Source organism: Rhodococcus sp. IEGM 1379 (genome assembly GCF_030056815.1).
Classification (GTDB): Bacteria; Actinomycetota; Actinomycetes; order Mycobacteriales; family Mycobacteriaceae; genus Rhodococcus_F.
Genome location: NZ_JASHKR010000049.1, coordinates 1 through 13,645, shown reverse-complemented (window position 1 = coordinate 13,645; position 13,645 = coordinate 1). Strand labels below are relative to the sequence as shown.

Genomic DNA, 13,645 nt, shown 5'->3' with positions numbered 1-13,645 from the left:
CACTTCGTTCGGTTGGGGGCGGAGCGACCTACAACATGCAGGAAACGCAGCCCTCGACCTCGGTGCCTTCGAGTGCCATCTGACGCAGGCGGATGTAGTAGAGCGTCTTGATGCCCTTACGCCATGCGTAGATCTGCGCCTTGTTGATGTCGCGGGTGGTGGCGGTGTCCTTGAAGAACAGGGTCAGGGACAGGCCCTGGTCGACGTGCTGCGTTGCGGCAGCGTAGGTGTCGATGATCTTCTCGTACCCGATTTCGTAGGCATCCTGGTAGTACTCCAGGTTGTCGTTGGTCAGGTAGGGCGCCGGGTAGTAGACGCGACCGATCTTGCCTTCCTTGCGGATCTCGATCTTCGACGCCACCGGGTGAATGGAGCTGGTGGAGTAGTTGATGTACGAGATCGAGCCGGTGGGCGGTACGGCCTGCAGGTTCTGGTTGTAGATGCCGTGCTTCTGCACCGACGCCTTCAGCTCTCGCCAGTCATCCTGCGTGGGGATGTGAAGTTCGGCGTCGGCGAAGAGTCCGCGGACCTTGTCGGTTGCCGGCTCCCACACCTGGTCGGTGTACTTGTCGAAGAATTCGCCCGACGCGTACTGCGATTCGGGGAAGCCCTTGAAGTAGGAGCCGCGCTCGATGGAAATCCGGTTGGATGCCTGCAGGGCGTGGAACAGCACGGTGTAGAAGTAGATGTTCGTGAAGTCGATGCCTTCTTCGCTGCCGTAGAAGATTCGCTCACGTGCGAGGTACCCGTGCAGGTTCATCTGGCCGAGGCCGATGGCATGGGAATCGTTGTTGCCCTGCTCGATCGACGGCACGGAGTAGATGTGCGTCTGATCCGATACGGCGGTCAAACCGCGGATCGCGACCTCGATGGTCTTGGCGAAATCCGGTGAGTCCATGGTCTTCGCGATGTTCAGCGAGCCGAGGTTGCAGGAGATGTCCTTGCCGACGTGGCTGTAGGTCAGGTCCTCGTTGAACTCGGACGGGGTGGAGACCTGCAGGATCTCGGAGCACAGGTTGGAGTGCGTGATCTTGCCGGCGATGGGGTTGGCCTTGTTCACCGTGTCCTCGAACATGATGTACGGGTAACCCGATTCGAACTGCAGCTCGGCGACGGTCTGGAAGAATTCGCGAGCCTTGATCTTGGACTTGCGAATTCGCTTGTCGTCGACCATCTCGTAGTACTTCTCGGAGACGTTGATGTCGGAGAACGGAACGCCGTAGATGCGCTCGACGTCGTACGGCGAGAACAGGTACATGTCTTCGTTCTTCTTCGCCAGCTCGAACGTGATGTCCGGGATGACGACGCCGAGGGAGAGCGTCTTGATGCGGATCTTCTCGTCGGCGTTTTCACGCTTGGTGTCGAGGAAGCGGTAGATGTCGGGGTGGTGTGCGTGCAGGTACACGGCACCGGCACCCTGACGGGCTCCGAGCTGGTTGGCGTACGAGAACGAGTCTTCGAGGAGCTTCATGATCGGGATGACACCCGAGCTCTGGTTCTCGATCTTCTTGATGGGGGCGCCATGCTCACGAATGTTGGTGAGCAGCAACGCAACTCCGCCACCGCGCTTGGACAGCTGCAGGGCCGAGTTGATGGAACGTCCGATGGACTCCATGTTGTCTTCGATGCGCAGCAGGAAGCAGGACACGGGCTCGCCGCGCTGCTTCTTGCCGGAGTTGAGGAACGTGGGGGTGGCGGGCTGGAAGCGTCCGGCGATGATCTCGTTAACGAGCTCGACAGCCAGATCTTCGTTGCCGGCAGCCAACGTCAGTGCCACCATGCACACACGGTCTTCGAAACGCTCGAGGTAGCGCTTACCGTCGAATGTCTTGAGCGTGTAGGACGTGTAGTACTTGAACGCGCCCAGGAACGTCGGGAAGCGGAACTTCTTGGAGTACGCGTGGTCGATCAGGAACTTCACGAACGTACGTGAGTACTGGTCGAGAACCTCGGCGTCGTAGTAGTTCTCCTCGACGAGGTAGTCGAGCTTCTCGTCGAGATTGTGGAAGAACACGGTGTTCTGGTTGACGTGCTGCAGGAAGTACTGACGAGCTGCCGCGACATCCATCTCGAACTGGATCTCGCCGTTCGTGCCGTACAGGTTGAGCATGGCATTGAGTGCGTGGTAGTCGAGACCGTTGGTGGAATCACCGCCGCGTACATCACGCTCTACGCTTCCAGTCGCGATCGTGTCAGTGATGGTTGGCGCCACTGCCCGTTCTCCTTCTCTGCTTCGAGATGATTCCAGAACTCCCCCAAGCCTTCTCGTACCCGTTCGACGTCCTCGGCAGTGCCCATGAGTTCGAACCGGTACAGAAAAGGAACGTGGCATTTCTGGGAAATGATGTTTCCTGCATAGCAAAAGGATTCACCGAAATTGGTGTTTCCCGCCGCGATCACTGCTCTGATCAACGACCTGTTGTGTGGATTGTTCAAAAAACGAATGACCGGCTTGGGCACATAACTGGTGTCGCGGCCTGTCACTGTAACCCCGCCACCATAGGTGGGCAGGATCAGTACATAGGGCTCGTCAACACGAAATGAGCCGTCACGGTCATGGATAGGTATACGTGTCGCAGGCAGTCCGAGACGTTGAACGAATCGGTGGGTGTTCTCCGACACGCTGGAAAAGTAGACCAGCGAAGTCATCGGTTGTCACCATTTCCCATTACGGTGCCTGGAAGGACTTACTCGGACGCACCGGCAGGCTCGACTGTCTCGTCGATGGCCGGTGCGGATGCACTTCAAGCAGCGACGGCCAGAGTCTTGATGCGATCAGGGCGGAAGCCCGACCAGTGATCTTCACCGGCAACCACGACGGGCGCCTGGAGGTATCCGAGCGCCATGACGTAGTCACGGGCTTCGGCATCCTCGGTGATGTCGATGATGTCGTATTCGATACCGGCCTTGTCGAGCGCACGGTAGGTGGCATTGCACTGAACGCAAGCGGGTTTGGTGTAGACGGTGATGCTCATTGAGAGTCCCTCTTTCGCTTAGCCAACAACGGCCGATGTAGTGATGTTCAGCACCGATCAGACCGATTGCCGGAGTCTCGCTCGAAGCGTTCCGCGTTGTGGTCTCTCAGTGCTCAAGACACTACACCTAGTGGCCGACAGAAACACATAACGCGACATGTTGTGAGTCACAAAGATGGAATTCCCAGGTCGACCCAGATCAGCACTGATATTTCCACGCACTTTTCCGGCGCGTTGGCGTGTCGTCCATCATATTTTCGCCCGGAGTCGGACCGCGCCTCACAACGCCGTCTCACCCCTACCATGAGGGGTGTGGAATCACTCCCGATCGGCGAAACTCAGCACCACCAGGCGACCGTCCTTCGAACGCTGCAGGTGACCCCACTGATGCGCCGAATAACCTTCGGCGGATCAGGCCTGAAGGCCTTCGAATCGAGCGGTTTGCCTGACGAACGAGTCCTCGTCAGATTCCCCCTCGATCCACCACATGCCCGCAGTTACACAGTGCGTCGATGGACACCGTCGTCGAGCGAAGTCGATATCGACTTCGTCCTTCACGGCCACGGCGGGGCAGCGCACTGGGCCGAGTCGGCCACTCCCGGCGATACCGTCGAACTCGGACCGGCCAGTGGGTGGTTCTGTCCGCCCGAGAACGCAGAGTGGCTCATCCTCGTCGCCGACCACGCCGCACTACCCGCGCTCGGCCGAATTCTCGAGACAACGCCCGCCGGCCTCTCCGTCCGCGTCATCGCGCAGATTCCGGATGCGAGCGAACAGCAGACCCTCACAACAGACGCCGTCGTCGACTACCGCTGGATCAGCGACACAGACTCAACCCTCGAGGCCTTGGCCGACACTCTGACCGAAAATCCCCGACCAGACGGCACCGGATACATCTGGTGCGCCGTCGAGGCAGCTGACGCGCGCCGCCTTCGCAACTACCTTCGGCAGTCTCTGAAAATCCCGGCGACCGACATGCACGTCATGGGCTACTGGCGCCGCGACAAAGAAACTTGGGAACGCCTGTACGCGGCAGTGTCGGATCGGATCGATGCGGCAATGGGCGAAGCGATGTTGGCGGGCAAGGACTTCGAAGCCGTGAGAGATGCTGTCGACGCGGCCATGGAACGCGAGGGTTTGTGATCCAGCGCAGCACTCGGGGGCCGCACCTTCCGGCACGGCCCCCGAGTGAAGAAGGAGAAGATCAGGCGTCGACACGCACCTTGGTGGCGTCCACCAGGTCTGCGACAACCTTGGAGACCTGAGCAACAACCTCGGCGTTTTCACGCGGGTGCGCGGTGCCGAACTTGTCGAAGGTGCCGCCAATGCTCAACGCCGTGTCCTCGATGACCTTGCCGCCGGCAACACCGACAGCCTTGACCGTGTCATCGTGGGCCCACTTCGCGCCGTTGCCGCTGGGGGATGCACTGATGACTGCAACCGGCTTGCCCGAGACGGCGCCGACGCCGTAGGGACGCGAGATCCAGTCGATGGCGTTCTTGAGGACGGCGGGGATGGTGCCGTTGTACTCGGGGGTGACGAGGAGGAAGCCGTCGGCGTCGCCCGCAGCGTTACGCAGTGCGTCGACGGCCGGGATGGATGCACCCTCGACGTCGAGGTCTTCGTTGTAGAACGGCACGTCGGCAAGGCCTTCGAGAATCGTCAGGGCAGCACCCTCGGGCGCAGCGGCCACTGCCGTTTCAGCGAGCTGGCGGTTGACGGATCCGGCGCGCAGGCTTCCGACGAGAACGAGAACATTGCTCTGAGACATGAAGTGATTCCTTCGAGATTGGTGCGGTGGGTGGATCTGATTGAAAGTTATATCAGCCTAAACGGACCATGGTCCACTTGCATTCCCGAGCCCTGTAACCTGCATCAAGTGACCCCAACCCCTCTCCCTCAGATCGGCGCGCAACCGATCGAGCGCGGCGACGCTGCACGTAACCGGGCACTTCTGCTCGATGCCGCAGCCGCACTTGTTGCCGAACGAGGCGTCGACGCACTCACCATGGACGCCGTCGCCTGCCGTGCGGGTGTGGGCAAGGGCACAGCATTTCGACGCTTCGGCAGTCGGTCCGGACTGATGCAGGCCCTCCTCGACCATACGGAACGAGAACTCCAGCAGCAGTTCATGTTCGGACCGCCGCCGCTAGGCCCCGGAGCGCCGCCGATAGATCGACTGGTCGCCTTCGGGGGCGCTCGGATCGCCATGATGGAAGTGCAAGGCGATGTGCTTCGAGCCGCTGAGAATGCACCGGAATTCCGCTTCGGCGGACCGGCCCGCAGCCTCGGCATCATGCATGTGATCAGCCTGCTTCGAGAAGCTGGTGTCGACGGCGATCTGGAACTACTTGCCTCCGCGCTCCTCGCACCACTCGAAGCGTCACTGGTTCTGCACCAAGTTCGTGACCTGGGAATGACACCGGCACGCCTTACCGAAGGCTGGGAACATCTTGTCCGGCGCGTTACTCGATGTTGATGCCATCGAGCGTAATTCACCACCTAGTCTGAGCAAATGCGCATCGCAGCCGCCGTCATCGGCCTCCTCGCCATCGCAGCCGTGAGCGGCTGTTCCAGCAATTCCGACTCGCCGGGTGGTTCCGAGACCACTTCTACCGCCACTTCCAGCGCGGCAGTTGCAGGCTCCGACCCAACCGGTCGGGTATTCATTTCCACCGCGGTCGACGGAACCCCCATTCCCGGAGGCGGTCCCCTCACCCTCGACTTCACCGCTCCCGGCCGGATTCTCGCGACTGCCGGATGCAACAACGCCACCGGCGCAGTGACATTCACCGGCGGCAAGATCACGGCCGACGCCTTGGCCTCGACCATGATGGCGTGCGAACCCGGAGTCATGGAATCCGACGCCTGGGTGGCCACACTCATCGGCGCTACGCCGGCGTGGACGCTTGCCGGTGACACATTGACCCTCACGACGGCCGACGCCACAGTCACACTGGCCGACAAGAAGATTGTTGATCCGGACCGTCCCGTCCAGGGCACCAAGTGGACGGTGACGTCGCTGATCACTCCCGACGCCATCAGCACCAGCACCGCGCTCGAAGCCTCAGCGCCCAACTTCACGATTGCAGCCGACGGCACGGTCAGTGGCAGTTCCGGGTGCAACCGGATGACGGGATCGGCAACGGTAGCCGACACCACCATCACCTTCACACCGATGGGCGCCACGATGATGGCATGCACGGAGGACGTGGCCGCCGTCGAACGTCAGGTTCTGACTGTGCTCGACGGCGAGGTGGCCTACACACTCGACGCCGGTACCCTGACGCTCCGTAAGCCGGACGGCAACGGATTGATCCTCACCGCGCAGGGCTGAGCCAGACGCAACCCCGACTCACACGTTGTCGATCAGCCAGCGCCCCAATTCGCGGGCGCTGGCATCGATTTGGGCCGGCCAGTCCATTGCAGAATCGTCTGCCCTGTCGCTCACATGCTTCACCAATCGACAACGCGCCCCGGCGGCAGTGGCCGCGTAAGCAACGGCAAATCCTTCCATGTCCACGAGGTCAGCGCGCTCGGCGAGCGCATCACGGACCGCGGCATCGGAGATGAAAGTGTCACCGGTTGCCAGCACCGAGTTATCACCACCGAGCAGTTCCAGCCGATCAGCAACTTCATGGCCGAAGGATCGAATTGCCGCGCTGCTGATGTCGTGATTGATGACAACACCCGGAACGAACAGTCCACCGTGATGAGTATGCAGCGCGCCGGCCGTACCGATATTGACCACCAGCGGCAACGCGCCCGAACTGAACCGAGCCAGCGCCGACGCGACAGCCGTTGCCGCACTGACCTTTCCGATGCCGGTAATCACCAACTCGAATTCCTGCGGAACATAGGCCGCTTCTGCCGCTGTCGCACTGACCACCAGAACCTGCTGAGCACTCATGCGCGAGACGATACCGCTCGCTAGAGTTCTACCCATGGCCACATTGCGTGAGAGCATCATCGAAGAACTGGGCGCCAAGCCGTCCATCGACGCCGCCCAGGAAATCGCTGCGCGCGTCCACTTCCTCAAGGAGTATCTACTCTCCACTCCGGCACAGGGATTCGTCCTCGGAATCAGCGGTGGCCAGGACAGTACGTTGACGGGCGCACTCGCTCAACGTGCGGTGACCGAACTACGCGAAGAAGGCCACAACGCCGAGTTCGTGGCCGTCCGACTCCCCTACGGCGAGCAAGCCGACGAATCCGACGCTCAGATCGCCCTCGGCTTCATCAAGCCCGACCGTTCCTTGACCGTCAACGTCAAGCCGGGCGCCGACGCCACCGCCCGCGAAGCCTCCGAGGCACTGGGTAACGGCGAACTTCGAGACTTTGTGCGCGGCAACATCAAAGCCCGCGAGCGCATGATGATCCAGTACTCCATTGCCGGCCAGCTGGGATACCTGGTAATCGGCACCGACCACGCCGCCGAGGCCATCACCGGCTTCTTCACCAAATTCGGTGACGGCGGAGTCGACATCACTCCCCTGACCGGTCTGAGCAAGCGTCAGGGCGCCGCACTCTTGCAGGAATTGGGTGCACCCGAGAGCACCTGGCGCAAGGTACCGACCGCCGACCTCGAGGACGACCGCCCGGCCCTTCCCGACGAGGTGGCACTGGGGCTCACCTACACCCAGATAGACGACTACCTCGAAGGCAAGGATGTTGCCGACGAGGTAGCCGAAAAACTGGAGAAGATGTACCTGAACACCCGTCACAAGCGGACGGTGCCAGTCACACCACTAGACACCTGGTGGCGCTGACGCCAATCGGTATCAGCTACCGAGGCTGCCGAAGAGGTTGCCCAAGCTACCGAGCGAGCCGGTGGACGCCACTACCGCGAAGTTGGTGGTGCAACCGTTGAACTTCACGGCGTCGACATTGGTGTCGCCCTGAGCTGCGCGACCGATGCTCATGCCGTAGTGCTCGACCGTGGCGGCGGGGTTGGCGGCGATGATGTCATCCAGGCCTGTCGGGACATTCCTCGGCACACCGCCGATGTCGCGCGTGCTGATCCACAAACCGTCCTGGATATTGGTGTGAGTTTCACCGGCAGTGGTGTCAACAACGTCGTTGCCAGCAGCAACCCAGTAGAGGGTCGTATATCCACCGTCGTTCGGGTTAGTGGCATTAGACAGACGCAACTGGAAGGCTGCCTGCGAGGTCGGAGCCTTCTCGTCGAAGCCGATCTCCTTCGCCACTGCATCAGCGAGCGGGATCGAGCCGGCCGAGTGGTAGGACACCGAACGGTTGTCGGGCGTAGCTTCCACGATCTTCAGTTTCAGCGAACCGTCGGCGTCAAGGACATCGACGTCCGAGTAGAAGGCGAGCTGCTTCTTCTCGTCGTCGAACGGGATGCCCCAGCCCGCGGGGTCCTTGTCGGTGGAGAGAGCCGAGCAGGTGAAGCCCTCTTCGGAAGAACCGAGCGAGCCGCCGCCCAAAGATCCGAACGAACCGGTGCCCAGAGAACCGAGTGAACCGCTATCCGAAGAGGCGAGCGAACCAATTGTTGCGCCGGCCATTGCCGGGGCAACAAGCGCTGCTGCGCTGACGAGTGCAAAAACGAAGCCAACGCGACGCTTGGAATTGACAGACATGAAGAATTCCCTTTCACAGGACTTTTCGGGGATCGGATTTGAAGCAGAACCTAGCACGGCAATTCGACCAATCCGCACACCGAAGATACTGATGTCATTCAATTGAATGACATGCTCACCCCCCCCAAAAGTACTAATCCGTTGGTATCGAATTTAAGTGCAATCAACCGGCCAAATTCAAAAACACAATGCGAATCACCTACCGCATCCAGCGAAAATGAGGGAATTTCCACGACAACGGAGTCATGAACTAAAAATTCAACCAGAACAAGTGTTCTCATCATTTCGGTCGGTATCTACACAATGAGGTCGCATCTGGAATATTTTGAAGAAACTTCGAAAACAGGCGCCCTAACCGCCGGCGAAGGGCGGCAGGACGTCCACGACAGGCCCCGCGACCCTTTCGACATCACGAGTCAACTCATCTCCGACGAGGAACGCTGACACCGACAAGATGCGAGCCATCTCGGCGCCGTATTTGTCGGTCAACACCGCAACAAGATCGGCAAGAGTGCTCGATTGCGTCAGCGCAACACTCTCTTCACTACAACCGGTTACGTCGACTGCAGCGGCAAAATACCGAACCGAGATAGCTTCCGAATCAACCACCGATTGCACCCATACTTCTTTCCGGGGGCACAAAATCCGCGGATGCGATCCCGTGACCTGCCCATTTATTCCACATTGCGCCTCGCCACAGATCAGCGAGTTCCTGGTCCGAGGCACCGGACCGCAGCGCTGCCCGCAGATCCACTTCACGATCACTGAACAGGCAGGATCGAATCGTGCCCTCCGCCGTCATTCGGGTGCGATCACAATCCGCACAGAAAGAGCGGGTCACCGACGCAATAATTCCGACCGTGGCCGGGCCGCCGTCGACGCTCCACTCTTCGGCGGGTGCGCTGGGATCATCGCGGCCGATTTCCGCCAATTCGAATTGTGTGCCCAATTCCGCAAGCAATTCGTCGGCAGTGACCATGTTTGCCCGCGCCCAGGTGTGATCGGCGTCCAGCGGCATCTGCTCGATGAATCGCAACTCCACGCCCGCATCCAAACACCACTGAAGTAGCTCGGGCGCTCCGGCGAGAGTCTCGCGCATCAGCACGGCGTTAACTTTCAGTGGCGCCAACCCGACCTTCGCTGCGGCACGAATACCGGCTAATACCGAAGGCAGTCTGTCGCGGCGCGTCAATTCTGCAAAATGAGCGCGGTCTACTGAATCCAGTGACACATTCACCCGCGTCAACCCGGCTGCCGCTAATTGCGCTGCGCGATGTTCCAAACCGACAGCATTAGTGGTCATTGCCAAAGGAATTCCCGGAACCCGCTGGGCGCAACCCGAAATGATTTTCTCGAGATCCTTACGCATCAGCGGTTCACCGCCGGTAAATCGAACTTCCCGAATACCGACAAGGTCAACTCCGATACCTACTACCCGAACAATCTCGTCCGCAGACAACAAATCTTGTGGCGAAATGGCCGGTAAGCCCTCTTCCGGCATGCAGTAAGTGCAACGCAGTGAACACTTTTCGGTGATCGAGACGCGGAAGTCGCGGGCAACGCGCCCGAACTTGTCGATCAACCCAACTGAATCGGGCCGACCTGCCATTGATACAGAATCGCCACGGACAGTGGGGATCCCCATCGCCACGGGAGTCATTGCCGCACCAGGTTCCGCATCACTCCAGTATGGCGCAGCCTCCTCCACGATGTATCGGTCGGACCGCGCAGCCTAGAATCAGACCATGAAAGAGGCTTCTGCTGTGAGCGCGCGTTCCGTCGAAGATCATCATGTCCACGTATCCGGATTACTAGCCGCGTTGCAGACCCTTGCGCCCAGTGCTCTCCCCGTGGTCGAAGCGCTTGGATCCATCGTCGCCGCAGACGTCAACTCGCCCGTCGATCTACCGCTGTTCCGCAATTCGCAGATGGACGGATATGCCGTCGACGCGGAATCCGTGCGCACAGTCCCCGTCACACTGACGGTGCGCGGAGTTCTTGCAGCAGGTAGCGGTAAACCCCCGAAGCACCTCACCGGCTCAGCTTTTCGGATCATGACCGGAGCGCCCATCCCCGAGGGTGCCGACGCCGTCATCCCCGTCGAGGACACCACCAACCACTCGGAGCACACGGTCACCATCGAGCGCGGGCGCGCGGCCGGCGAGTACGTGCGCGAGCGTGGCAGCGACATCACCGCGGGAATGCTGCTGGTCCGGTCTGGCACTCGCCTCGAACCTCGACACATTGCGGCGCTCGCCGCCGTCGGCGCTGCCACCGTCTCCGTGTACACGCCACCACGGGTCGCCATCATCACCACCGGTGCCGAATTGAAGAGTGCAGGAACGCAACTCGAACCGGGCGAAATCTACGATTCCAACGGTCCCGCCCTGGCGACCTTGGCACGAGCCAACGGAGCTGACGTCGTATCGGTTGCGCGCAGCACCGACGATCCTGACATGTTCCGCGAACTACTCTCGTACGCAACATCCGTCGCAGATCTGGTCTTCACCTCCGGCGGTGTGTCCATGGGCGACTTCGAGGTGGTCAAGGAAACGCTGGGACCATTAGGCGCGCAGTTCGGCCACGTCGCCATGCAACCCGGCGGGCCTCAGGGCACCGCCGTCGTCAACGAAGTTCCGATACTGAGCTTTCCCGGCAACCCGGTGAGCACGATGATCTCGTTCGAAGTCTTTGCGCGCGGCGACATCCGACATGCCGCCGGACTGCCGCCCATCGCATCGCAGCGTCACGCCCTGACCGCTCCCCTGCGATCCATCCCCGGCAAACGCCAATTCCTGCGAGCACGACGCTCCAACGACGGCGTCGAGCTCGTCTCGGGTGCCGGCTCCCATCTTGTGGCCGCAATGGCCTGGGCCGACGTACTTCTCGACATTCCTGCCGACGTCACCGAACTCGACGCCGGAACGCTCGTCGACGTCATTCCGCTCTCCACCTGGTACTGAACAGAGGATTTGATGACAGAACTGACACATGTCGACGGTGAAGGCCGCGCCCGCATGGTCGACGTGAGCGCCAAAGCCGAGACGACGCGGATTGCCGTCGCTGGCGGCGAACTGGTGACGACGCCCGAGGTGGTTCGACTTGTCCGCGCTGACGGCATGCCCAAGGCCGACGTGCTGTCGACGGCCCGAATCGCCGGAATCTCCGGGGCCAAGAAGACATCGGAACTCATTCCCCTGTGCCACCAACTGGCGCTTTCGTCCGTCAAGGTGGAATTCGGGTTCACGGACAACTCCATCACCGTCGAGGCCACGGCCAAGACTCGCGGACAGACCGGCGTCGAGATGGAAGCCCTCACCGCAGTAGCGATTGCCGGACTCACCTTGCACGACATGGTCAAGGCAATCGACCCGGGTGCCACGATGAACGGGGTCCGCCTTCTCACCAAAGACGGTGGTAAACACCGGCATTGGACGCGTGAGAGCGAACCGGCCCCAACCGCTGCACCATTCACCTTCACCAGCACCCGGTCCGCAGTCGTACTGGTCGCCTCCACCGGCGGCGCCGCCGGCACTCGTCCCGACACCACCGGACCGGCCATCGCGCAGTGGCTCCGAGATCGCGATTTCGAGGTGCGCGGGCCGCTGGTTTACGCGGATGCCGAGATCGCCGCAGGCATCACAGACGCCAAATCGGGTGCCCCCGCCCTGATCATCAGTACCGGCGGAACCGGTGCCTCCCCCACCGACGCCACCCCGGAAGCCACTCTCGCGGTGCTCACCCGCCAACTGCCAGGCATTGCCGAAGCAATCCGGAACAAAGGCGTCGAAAAGACCCCCCACGCATCTCTCAGTCGCGGAGTGGCCGGACTCACAGGAAGCCCCACAGACAGCACTGTCATCGTCAATCTGCCTGGCTCGCCGGGCGGTGTGAAGGACGGACTTTCCGTTCTCGAACCCATCATCGATCACCTGCTCGCGCAGGTTGCAGGCGGAGGAATGCACGATGAGTGAATTACTGGCACAGATCTCCGAGCACCCCATCTCGGCCGCGACCGTCGATGCCGCCGTAGCCGGTCCGAAAAACGGTGCCGTCGTCGCCTTTACCGGAACGGTCCGCAATCATGATGGCGGGCAATCAGTTTCAGCCCTCGAATACCAGGCACATCCCGACGCCGAACGATTTCTGCGCACCTGCTGCGAGGAGGTGTCAGCCTCCACCGGCCTGCCTGTCGCTGCAATTCATCGCGTCGGACATCTCGAAATCGGCGACCTTGCACTGGTCGCTGCCGTCGCTGCGCCACATCGGGCCGAAGCATTTGCGGCGTGCGCCGAACTGGTCGAACGGATCAAAGCCGAAGTCCCGATCTGGAAGCGTCAACACTTCTCCAGCGGCATTTCCGAGTGGGTCGGGTTGTAGGGAAACCGTCGTCTCCAGGTAGACTCGCCGTTACTAGGTGTCCGAAAGTGGGCATCCAGCGTCGAAAGAACGCAACTTCAGTTCGCGAAGAGTGCTTAACGCACCCGCACTTCTTACGGCGAAGAAGCCTGCCGACCGGCAGCGCCGCCACCATTGTGCTTGATTGTCAGACCGGGATATTGCCGTGTCGACATCCGGGCACGCAAAGTGCCCCGAAAGGCTCTGAACACACTTGTCTGACACCTCGACTGCCACCTTCGCTTCCCTCGGTGTTCGCGCACCCTTGGTCAAGGCCCTCGAAGACGGCGGAATCACGTCTCCCTTCCCGATCCAGATCGACACCCTCCCCGACACCCTGTCGGGACGCGACGTCCTGGGCCGCGGAAAGACCGGCAGCGGTAAGACGCTCGCCTTCTCCATCCCCATGGTCTCTCGCCTCGCCGGCGAACTCGCCGGCGGCAAGCGTCGCCCGGGACGCCCGCTCGGACTGATCCTCGCGCCGACCCGCGAGCTCGCAACCCAGATCACCGCAGCCCTCGAGCCGCTGGCCTCCGCATACGACCTGCGCGTCACCACCATCTTCGGTGGCGTCTCGCAGCACCGTCAGGTCCAGGCACTCAAGGCCGGAGTCGACATCGTCGTCGCTTGCCCCGGTCGCCTCGAAGACCTCATGAAGCAGAAGTTCGT

16 protein-coding genes are annotated in these 13,645 nt (G+C 61.2%); 8 read left to right on the top strand and 8 right to left on the bottom strand.

Annotation, left to right across the window (positions count from 1 at the left end; all coding sequences use genetic code 11):
• Nucleotides 1-28 precede the first annotated feature (28 nt).
• The 3 genes from nrdE to QM600_RS21090 all read right to left on the bottom strand — a co-directional run bounded on the left by nrdE (nucleotide 29) and on the right by QM600_RS21090 (nucleotide 2,975).
• Entirely contained in the window at nucleotides 29-2,212 is a 2,184-nt protein-coding gene (nrdE, locus tag QM600_RS21100) for a class 1b ribonucleoside-diphosphate reductase subunit alpha (protein ID WP_502943045.1), read from the bottom strand.
• Nucleotides 2,170-2,649 (bottom strand): class Ib ribonucleoside-diphosphate reductase assembly flavoprotein NrdI, encoded by a 480-nt coding sequence (gene nrdI / locus QM600_RS21095; protein ID WP_169632852.1) that lies wholly within the window; start codon nucleotides 2,647-2,649, stop codon nucleotides 2,170-2,172. Before nrdI ends, nrdE begins: the two co-directional genes overlap by 43 nt.
• Nucleotides 2,650-2,744: 95 nt before the next feature.
• The gene (locus tag QM600_RS21090; protein WP_094274915.1) at nucleotides 2,745-2,975 is read right to left on the bottom strand and encodes a redoxin NrdH; all 231 of its coding nucleotides are present in this window, start codon (nucleotides 2,973-2,975) and stop codon (nucleotides 2,745-2,747) included.
• 303 nt (nucleotides 2,976-3,278) lie between these two features.
• On the opposite strand from QM600_RS21090, the gene QM600_RS21085 reads away from it, so the two are divergent.
• Nucleotides 3,279-4,118, top strand: coding sequence for a siderophore-interacting protein (locus QM600_RS21085; RefSeq protein WP_502943044.1), 840 nt, complete (start codon nucleotides 3,279-3,281; stop codon nucleotides 4,116-4,118).
• A gap of 61 nt (nucleotides 4,119-4,179) precedes the next feature.
• Here the strand turns inward: QM600_RS21085 and QM600_RS21080 are convergent, their stop codons facing one another.
• Nucleotides 4,180-4,746: an NAD(P)H-dependent oxidoreductase gene (locus QM600_RS21080; protein WP_283263501.1), complete on the bottom strand. Its 567-nt coding sequence runs from the start codon at nucleotides 4,744-4,746 to the stop codon at nucleotides 4,180-4,182.
• Between the two features lie 108 nt (nucleotides 4,747-4,854).
• Here QM600_RS21080 and QM600_RS21075 point away from each other — a divergent pair, with 108 nt between their 5' ends.
• Entirely contained in the window at nucleotides 4,855-5,454 is a 600-nt protein-coding gene (locus tag QM600_RS21075) for a TetR/AcrR family transcriptional regulator (RefSeq protein WP_283263500.1), read from the top strand.
• A 36-nt stretch (nucleotides 5,455-5,490) separates the two neighbouring features.
• Nucleotides 5,491-6,312, top strand: coding sequence for an META domain-containing protein (locus QM600_RS21070; protein ID WP_283263499.1), 822 nt, complete (start codon nucleotides 5,491-5,493; stop codon nucleotides 6,310-6,312).
• Between the two features lie 18 nt (nucleotides 6,313-6,330).
• Here the strand turns inward: QM600_RS21070 and QM600_RS21065 are convergent, their stop codons facing one another.
• Complete coding sequence (locus tag QM600_RS21065) at nucleotides 6,331-6,885, bottom strand: nucleosidase (RefSeq protein ID WP_283263498.1); 555 nt, start codon at nucleotides 6,883-6,885, stop codon at nucleotides 6,331-6,333.
• 34 nt (nucleotides 6,886-6,919) lie between these two features.
• Between QM600_RS21065 and nadE the strand changes: the two genes are divergently transcribed.
• Nucleotides 6,920-7,744: an NAD(+) synthase gene (gene nadE / locus QM600_RS21060; protein WP_283263497.1), complete on the top strand. Its 825-nt coding sequence runs from the start codon at nucleotides 6,920-6,922 to the stop codon at nucleotides 7,742-7,744.
• 12 nt (nucleotides 7,745-7,756) lie between these two features.
• Here nadE and QM600_RS21055 read toward each other — a convergent pair whose 3' ends face one another.
• The 3 genes from QM600_RS21055 to moaA form a co-directional block, all read right to left on the bottom strand.
• The gene (locus QM600_RS21055; RefSeq protein WP_283263496.1) at nucleotides 7,757-8,578 is read right to left on the bottom strand and encodes a hypothetical protein; all 822 of its coding nucleotides are present in this window, start codon (nucleotides 8,576-8,578) and stop codon (nucleotides 7,757-7,759) included.
• Between the two features lie 351 nt (nucleotides 8,579-8,929).
• Entirely contained in the window at nucleotides 8,930-9,187 is a 258-nt protein-coding gene (locus QM600_RS21050) for a MoaD/ThiS family protein (RefSeq protein WP_283263495.1), read from the bottom strand.
• Nucleotides 9,180-10,238, bottom strand: coding sequence for a GTP 3',8-cyclase MoaA (moaA, locus tag QM600_RS21045; RefSeq protein WP_283263494.1), 1,059 nt, complete (start codon nucleotides 10,236-10,238; stop codon nucleotides 9,180-9,182). Before moaA ends, QM600_RS21050 begins: the two co-directional genes overlap by 8 nt.
• 103 nt (nucleotides 10,239-10,341) lie before the next feature.
• On the opposite strand from moaA, the gene QM600_RS21040 reads away from it, so the two are divergent.
• The 4 genes from QM600_RS21040 to QM600_RS21025 form a co-directional block, all read left to right on the top strand.
• Nucleotides 10,342-11,541, top strand: coding sequence for a molybdopterin molybdotransferase MoeA (locus QM600_RS21040; RefSeq protein ID WP_283263516.1), 1,200 nt, complete (start codon nucleotides 10,342-10,344; stop codon nucleotides 11,539-11,541).
• 12 nt (nucleotides 11,542-11,553) lie between these two features.
• Complete coding sequence (gene moaCB / locus QM600_RS21035) at nucleotides 11,554-12,552, top strand: bifunctional molybdenum cofactor biosynthesis protein MoaC/MoaB (RefSeq protein WP_283263493.1); 999 nt, start codon at nucleotides 11,554-11,556, stop codon at nucleotides 12,550-12,552.
• On the top strand, nucleotides 12,545-12,958 hold the full coding sequence (locus QM600_RS21030) for a molybdenum cofactor biosynthesis protein MoaE (RefSeq protein WP_283263492.1): 414 nt from the start codon (nucleotides 12,545-12,547) through the stop codon (nucleotides 12,956-12,958). Before moaCB ends, QM600_RS21030 begins: the two co-directional genes overlap by 8 nt.
• A 232-nt stretch (nucleotides 12,959-13,190) precedes the next feature.
• Nucleotides 13,191-13,645: DEAD/DEAH box helicase (locus QM600_RS21025; RefSeq protein ID WP_283263491.1), on the top strand; the 455-nt coding region annotated here is incomplete at its 3' end.